General features: G+C 45.7%; 5 protein-coding genes. 2 read left to right on the forward strand and 3 right to left on the reverse strand.

The window, feature by feature from the left end; all coding sequences use genetic code 11:
* Both mfd and serB read left to right on the forward strand, forming a co-directional pair.
* Window positions 1-2,411, forward strand: a 2,411-nt coding sequence (gene mfd, locus B7X71_RS10165) for a transcription-repair coupling factor (RefSeq protein ID WP_293600681.1), incomplete at its 5' end; no start/stop codon positions are given.
* 20 nt (window positions 2,412-2,431) lie between these two features.
* The gene (gene serB / locus B7X71_RS10170) at window positions 2,432-3,322 is read left to right on the forward strand and encodes a phosphoserine phosphatase SerB (protein ID WP_293598372.1); all 891 of its coding nucleotides are present in this window, start codon (window positions 2,432-2,434) and stop codon (window positions 3,320-3,322) included.
* Window positions 3,323-3,359: 37 nt separating this feature from the next.
* Here the strand turns inward: serB and B7X71_RS10175 are convergent, their stop codons facing one another.
* From B7X71_RS10175 to phaR, 3 genes are all read right to left on the reverse strand, one after another.
* A complete protein-coding gene (locus B7X71_RS10175; RefSeq protein WP_215303611.1) occupies window positions 3,360-4,544 on the reverse strand; it encodes an acetyl-CoA C-acyltransferase family protein in 1,185 nt (394 codons plus the stop codon).
* Window positions 4,545-4,623: 79 nt separating this feature from the next.
* Window positions 4,624-5,982 (reverse strand): 30S ribosomal protein S12 methylthiotransferase RimO, encoded by a 1,359-nt coding sequence (gene rimO, locus B7X71_RS10180; RefSeq protein WP_293598373.1) that lies wholly within the window; start codon window positions 5,980-5,982, stop codon window positions 4,624-4,626.
* Between the two features lie 2 nt (window positions 5,983-5,984).
* A complete protein-coding gene (gene phaR, locus B7X71_RS10185) occupies window positions 5,985-6,545 on the reverse strand; it encodes a polyhydroxyalkanoate synthesis repressor PhaR (RefSeq protein ID WP_293598374.1) in 561 nt (186 codons plus the stop codon).
* Between the last annotated feature and the right edge of the window lie 186 nt (window positions 6,546-6,731).

Genomic DNA, 6,731 nt, shown 5'->3' on the forward strand with positions numbered 1-6,731 from the left:
GTGCTCTAGTCTCCCAAGAGAAAGTGCGCATAGTCATTTGTAGCGATAGCAATGGTCGAAAAGAATCTATACGCCAACTCTTTGAAGAGAGTAATTCTATTGCAGGACTAAATGGCAAACCACTCTACCCATTAAAGCCAGAGGGCTTTGAAGGTATTGCTGATTTTATTAAGAGTGATTCACTTTTTGGATTGGTTACAGCCCAACTCTTTAATGGATTTACTTGGCCAGCTGAAAACCTCATCGTTGTTACTGAAGCAGAGCTCTTTACAACCACAGCGCGTCAACGACGTAAAGGAAAAGAAAGTGAGAGCGCCGATCCGGACATGCTCTTTAAGGATTTATCTGAGCTCAAGATTGGTGATCCTGTAGTGCATTCTGATCATGGTATTGGTCGTTATCAAGGATTGGTGCTACTTAATTTAGCTCCACCAAAAGAAGAGCCTATTTTTGAAGAGTTCTTGCATTTGGTTTACGCTAAAGATGCGACTCTGTATGTACCAGTGCAACAGCTACAAATGGTCACCCGTTACGCAGGCTCTGATCCCGATTCGGCGCCACTGCATCAACTAGGGTCTGGACAGTGGGATAAAGCACGACGTAAGGCTGCGCAACAAATTCGAGATACCGCTGCTGAACTACTGAGTTTGTATGCCGCAAGAGCGATACGTAAAGGTCATGCCTTTGAATTCTCGGCCCATGATTACGCTGCTTTTGCAGAAAGCTTTGGCTTCGAAGAAACACCAGATCAGGCTAATGCCATTGCAGCAGTCATCGGCGATATGACCAGTGGCACTCCAATGGATCGACTGGTGTGTGGAGATGTGGGTTTTGGCAAAACCGAGGTTGCTCTTCGCGCCAGTTTTGTTGCAGTAATGGGTGGTAAGCAAGTAGCCATCCTAGCGCCGACCACCCTCCTCGCAGAACAGCATGTTGCCACCTGGAAAGATCGCTTTGCCGATTGGCCAGTACGCATTGTTGAGCTTTCACGCTTTAAAACTACTAAAGAAATTAATGCAGCACTTGAAGCCATTGCTAAAGGCGAGGCTGACATCATCATTGGCACACATAAGCTGTTATCAAAAGAAACTCAATTTGCCAATTTGGGATTAGTGATTGTCGATGAGGAGCATCGTTTTGGGGTGCATCAAAAGGATGCGCTTAAAGCATTGCGCGCCGAAGTGGATATCCTGACTCTGACTGCTACGCCGATTCCAAGAACACTGGGTATGGCCATGGAAGGCTTGCGTGAGTTTTCTGTTATTGCTACAGCACCCCAAAAACGTTTGGCTATCAAAACCTTTGTTCGTCGCGAAGGTGATGGCGTCATTCGTGAGGCAGTACTTCGCGAGATTAAGCGTGGGGGTCAAGTCTATTTCCTGCATAACGAAGTGGAAACGATTCAGAACCGTAAGCATGCTTTACAAGAGCTAATACCAGAAGCAAGCATCAGCGTAGCGCATGGTCAAATGCACGAGCGCGAATTGGAATCCGTCATGCGTGAGTTTGTAACACAACGCACCAACATCTTGTTATGTACCACCATTATTGAAACTGGTATTGACGTTCCCACTGCTAACACCATCATCATGCATCGCGCAGATAAGTTTGGTTTGGCGCAGTTACACCAATTACGCGGTCGTGTTGGACGATCTCATCACCAGGCATATGCCTATCTCCTCGTACCAGACCCTGAGGCACTCAGTAAGCAAGCCCAATTACGTTTGAATGCCATTCAGGCAATGGAAGAATTGGGTTCTGGCTTCTATTTAGCAATGCATGATTTAGAAATTCGAGGAGCTGGTGAGGTATTGGGCGACAAACAGTCTGGTGAGATTCATGAAATTGGCTTTCAGCTTTACACCGAGATGCTCAATCGCGCCGTTAAATCCCTCCGCAGCGGTAAAGAGCCTGATCTCCTATCGCCACTTCAAGCTACTACTGATGTCAATCTAGGCGTGCCCGCCCTCTTCCCCAATGACTACTGCCCTGATGTCCATGAGCGTCTCTCGATGTACAAGCGCTTTGCTGGCACAAACGACTTCTCCGAGCTCATGGGATTGCGTGAAGAGCTAGTTGACCGCTATGGTGATTTACCAGACCAAGCTAAATCACTTTATGAAACTCACCGTCTACGATTGGAGATGAGTGGCTTTGGCATTAAGAAGATTGATGCGAGCCCAAGCTCAATTCAGATTCAATTTATTCCTAATCCGCCAATTGACCCAATGAAGATCATTCAATTAATTCAGTCATCAAAATACATTCAACTAAATGGGCAAGATAAGTTAAAAATTCTTCCCCAGAAAGAAAAAGATTTTGAGAAACTAGAGCAACGTCTAGACCAAATCCGGAAAATTCTCCGAAGCCTCAATGAATCCGCAGTACTCAATACTGCTCACGTTAACTAATTGCCGATTACTTAATACCCATGTCTAGCCACCTTACTCTTGTAGCGCTTGCGAATACTCCAATCCCAACAGATTTGAATGCTGCATTCAATGCGCATGCCAAAGTTTTAGGACTGGAGATTACTGAGCTCACATTAGAACCATCACCATCAAAATATTTCACTGCGCGCTGGGCTTGCTCTCAAAACTTATTGCCTGAGGCAAGAGTTGCAATGCACGATATCGCTGCTCGGTACGACACAGATTTGGCTTTTCTATCTCCGGGATTTAAGGCTGATGCGGTAAAGGTGTTGGCCATGGATATGGACTCTACCCTGATTAATATTGAGTGTATTGATGAGATTGCTGACTTCACAGGTAAAAAGGCTGCGGTCTCTGAAATCACTGAAGCCACAATGCGTGGCGAAATTAAAGACTTTAAAGAAAGCTTGCGCAGACGTGTTGCTTTGCTAGAAGGCGTATCCGCTGATGTGTTGGATTCAGTCTATAAAGAACGCTTGCGCCCTAACCCTGGCGCCGCTGAATTATTAGCTGGAGCAAATGCAAAGGGTCTTTATACGCTCCTAGTTTCTGGTGGCTTTACCTTCTTTACTGAAAAACTGCAGAAAGAATTGGGCTTCAAACAAACCCAGGCCAACACTTTGGAAATTGTTGATGGCAAACTCACCGGTAAAGTGATTGGCGATATTGTTGATGGTGCAGCTAAGAGCGCCTATCTAGAGCAAGCCTGCACGCTCATGAATTGCCTAAAGCAAAATTCCATCACCATGGGTGATGGATCCAACGATTTACCAATGATGCATGGCTCAGGTATTAGCATTGCCTATCGAGCAAAACCGATTGTCAAAGAAAAAGCCGACGCGGCTTTTGACCGAGTCGGCTTGGATGCTGCTTTACTGCTAATTAACTAAAGCACTTGCTTAAGCTACGGCAGTAAATGAACGCTGATTACAGGCGTTCAAAAATAGTTGCGATACCTTGACCACCGCCAATACACATTGTGACCAGAGCATATTTGCCCTGAACACGATGTAATTCATGGATAGCTTTAGTGGCAATTGCAGCGCCAGAACAACCGATTGGGTGACCTAATGCAATCGCGCCACCGTTCACGTTGGTCTTAGCTGGATCTAAGCCCAAGCCTTTAGTAACAGCCAAGGCTTGTGCAGCAAACGCTTCATTAGATTCGATCACATCAATTTGATCTAATTTCAGGCCAGCGCGCTCGAGAGCAATCTTGGTTGCTGGAATTGGGCCTTCGCCCATAATGTGGTTCGGTACGCCAGCAACAGCATATGAAACTAGGCGAGCGATTGGTTTATGACCAGCCTTCTTCGCCGTATCAGCATCAGCCAATACAAAGAATGCTGCGCCATCATTAATACCTGAAGCATTACCTGCAGTAACGCTACCACCTTCTTTTTTGAAGACTGCTTTCATCTTCGCCAAAGTTTCCATCGTGGTATCTGGCTTGACGTGCTCATCAGTATCAAACACCACATCACCCTTGCGAGTTTTAATAGTAATTGGAACGATTTGAGACTTAAAGCGTCCTTCTTTAATTGCATTAGCTGCGCGACGGTGAGATTCGACCGCTAGAGCATCCTGCTCTTCACGAGTCAGCTTCCATTTTTCAACGAGGTTCTCCGCAGTAACACCCATATGTCCAACGCCAAATGGATCGGTCAAGACAGAAACCATCAGGTCAATCATTTTGGTATCACCCATGCGAGCACCGCTACGCATTGCTGGTGAGCCATACATACCGCGTGACATCACTTCAACACCGCCACCAATACCGTAATCGCAGTCACCCAGCATAATTTGTTGAGCAGTTGTCACAATCGCTTGCAAGCCTGAGCTGCATAAACGATTCAAGGCCATCGCAACAGATTCCATTGGTAGACCAGCCTGGATTGAGGCAACGCGAGCAACATAGGCATAACGGTTATCTGTAGGAATGGTATTTCCTACAGTAACGTAATTAATTAAGGCTGGATCAACTCCAGATCGGGCTACCGCTTCTTTCATCACCATACCGCCGAGCTCTGATGGCTCAAGGCTACTCAGTGATCCATTAAAAGTACCAATTGCTGAACGGACAGCACTCAAAACAACGACATCACGACTCATATTAATCCCCTTTACGGTGCCTAAATAGGCAAAATATTGACCCAAATAAAAAGCCAAAACACTATTTTTATTCTAATAGTCAAGTTTCGGCTATTAGGTCATGCCCTTGGGAGCTAATCACCGTCACTTTGATGATTTCACCGGTACGGTAACGCTTAGAGGGCTTGCTTGGGGGTAAAACCCGCACTAAACCATCAATTTCAGGGGCATCACCGATGGTTCGACCAATTCCACCGGATTCATCTACTCGGTCAATGATGACCTGAATACGCTTACCTATTTTTTTAGCAAGGCGTTTTATGGAGATTTCTTCAGCCTTAGCCATAAAACGAGCACGACGATCTTCGCGCAAGGATTCCGGAACTGGGTTATCCAAGGTATTGGCTGTTGCACCATCAACTGGTGAATAGGCAAAACAACCGGCACGATCAATTTGAGCCTCATCGAGGAAATTCAACAAGTACTCAAACTCTTCCTCGGTTTCGCCTGGGAAGCCTGTAATAAATGTACTGCGAATAACTAAATCTGGGCATGCAGCCCGCCATGCTTGTATGCGCTCTAGATTCTTTTCTCCACTTGCAGGACGCTTCATGCGTTTGAGCACATCTGGGTGCGCATGTTGCAAAGGAATGTCTAAATAAGGCAACACGCCATAGCCATGATCAGAAAACTCTGCCATTAATGGCAAAACATCATCAACATGCGGATAGGGATACACGTAATGCAGGCGAACCCAAGCTTGATGCTCTCTGGCAATTTGGTTTAAAGCATTTACTAAATCAAACATACGAGTCTTCACAGGTTTGCCATCCCAAAAACCAGTGCGATATTGAATATCAACACCATAGGCACTCGTATCTTGAGAAACAACCAATAATTCTTTTACGCCGGACTCAAATAATTTTTTAGCCTCAAGCAGCACTTCACCAATAGGACGTGAAACCAGATCGCCACGCATGCTTGGGATAATGCAGAAGGTGCAACGGTGATTACAGCCCTCGGAGATCTTGAGGTATGCATAATGCTTTGGTGTGAGCTTCACACCAATTGGCGGAAGCAAATCAGTAAACGGGTCGTGCGGTTTTGGTAGGTGCAGATGAATCGCCTGCATTACTTCTTGAGTGGCATGCGGGCCCGTAACGGCTAGAACCTTGGGGTGGATGCTCTGAATAAGGTCGCTACCATCGGCATTTTTACGAGCACCTAAGCACCCAGTAACGATCACCTTGCCATTTTCTGATAAAGCTTCGCCAATTGCAGCAAGGCTCTCCTCAACAGCAGAATCGATAAAGCCGCAGGTGTTAACAACAACAAGATCGGCGCCGGAATAATCCTTGGCAGTCTCGTAACCCTCAGCACTTAATTGAGTGAGAATGAGTTCAGAATCAACCAACGCCTTGGGGCATCCCAAGGAAACAAAACCAACTTTACCCGCCACAACTATTCTTTTTCTGTCTTATTAGGCTGACCTGGAAATGGGAAGCCACTAAATATCGTTGGGGAGTTTTGCATTTGCTCTTGCATCTTCACAAATAAGTCTTTGCTCTGCTCCATGTAGTTGCCCATCAAGCCTTGCATCATCGGGTTTTGTAAATTCATCATATTGGCCCATGCTTCGGGCGTGCTACCTGCACCTAAGCCCTGAGTTTGGTCACCTAGCTTATTGTGAATGTCCACGAAAGATTGCATAGTCTTTTCAAGATAGCTACACATCAAGCCTTGCATGGAGTTGCCATAGAAGCGAATGATTTGAGAAAGCATTTGAGTTGAAAAAACCGGGGCACCACCAGCCTCTTCTTCCAAGATAATTTGCAGCAAGATATTGCGAGTTAAATCATCTTCAGTTTTTGCATCAACAACGCTAAATGCATCGCCTGCCATTACTAAATTTTTGATATCGGCCAGCGTGACGTAGGTGCTGGTTTGGGTGTCATATAAACGACGATTGGGGTACTTCTTAATCAAGCGGCTATCGCCGGCTTTTTTGGAACGTGTGGCCATGTATTTTTCCTAACTCTCATTACTGCAATGCAACATCGGCATAGTTTATCCCTAGTTTGACCTAAAGGTAAATATGTCGATGAGCAGACCACTAAAACTGCATTTTTGATGGGTTTAACCAGTATGCAGGCCACCATTTAAGGAGAAGTCAGCGCCAGTTGCATAACCGCCATCATCAGAGGCAAT

This window comes from Polynucleobacter sp. 39-46-10 (assembly GCF_002282275.1).

What these genes read in the sequence shown, in the direction of transcription:
- serB (WP_293598372.1), top strand. Translation starts at nt 2,432, where the DNA reads ATGTCTAGCCACCTTACTCTTGTAGCGCTTGCGAATACTCCAATCCCA.
- B7X71_RS10175 (WP_215303611.1), bottom strand. Translation starts at nt 4,544, where the DNA reads ATGAGTCGTGATGTCGTTGTTTTGAGTGCTGTCCGTTCAGCAATTGGT.
- phaR (WP_293598374.1), bottom strand. Translation starts at nt 6,545, where the DNA reads ATGGCCACACGTTCCAAAAAAGCCGGCGATAGCCGCTTGATTAAGAAG.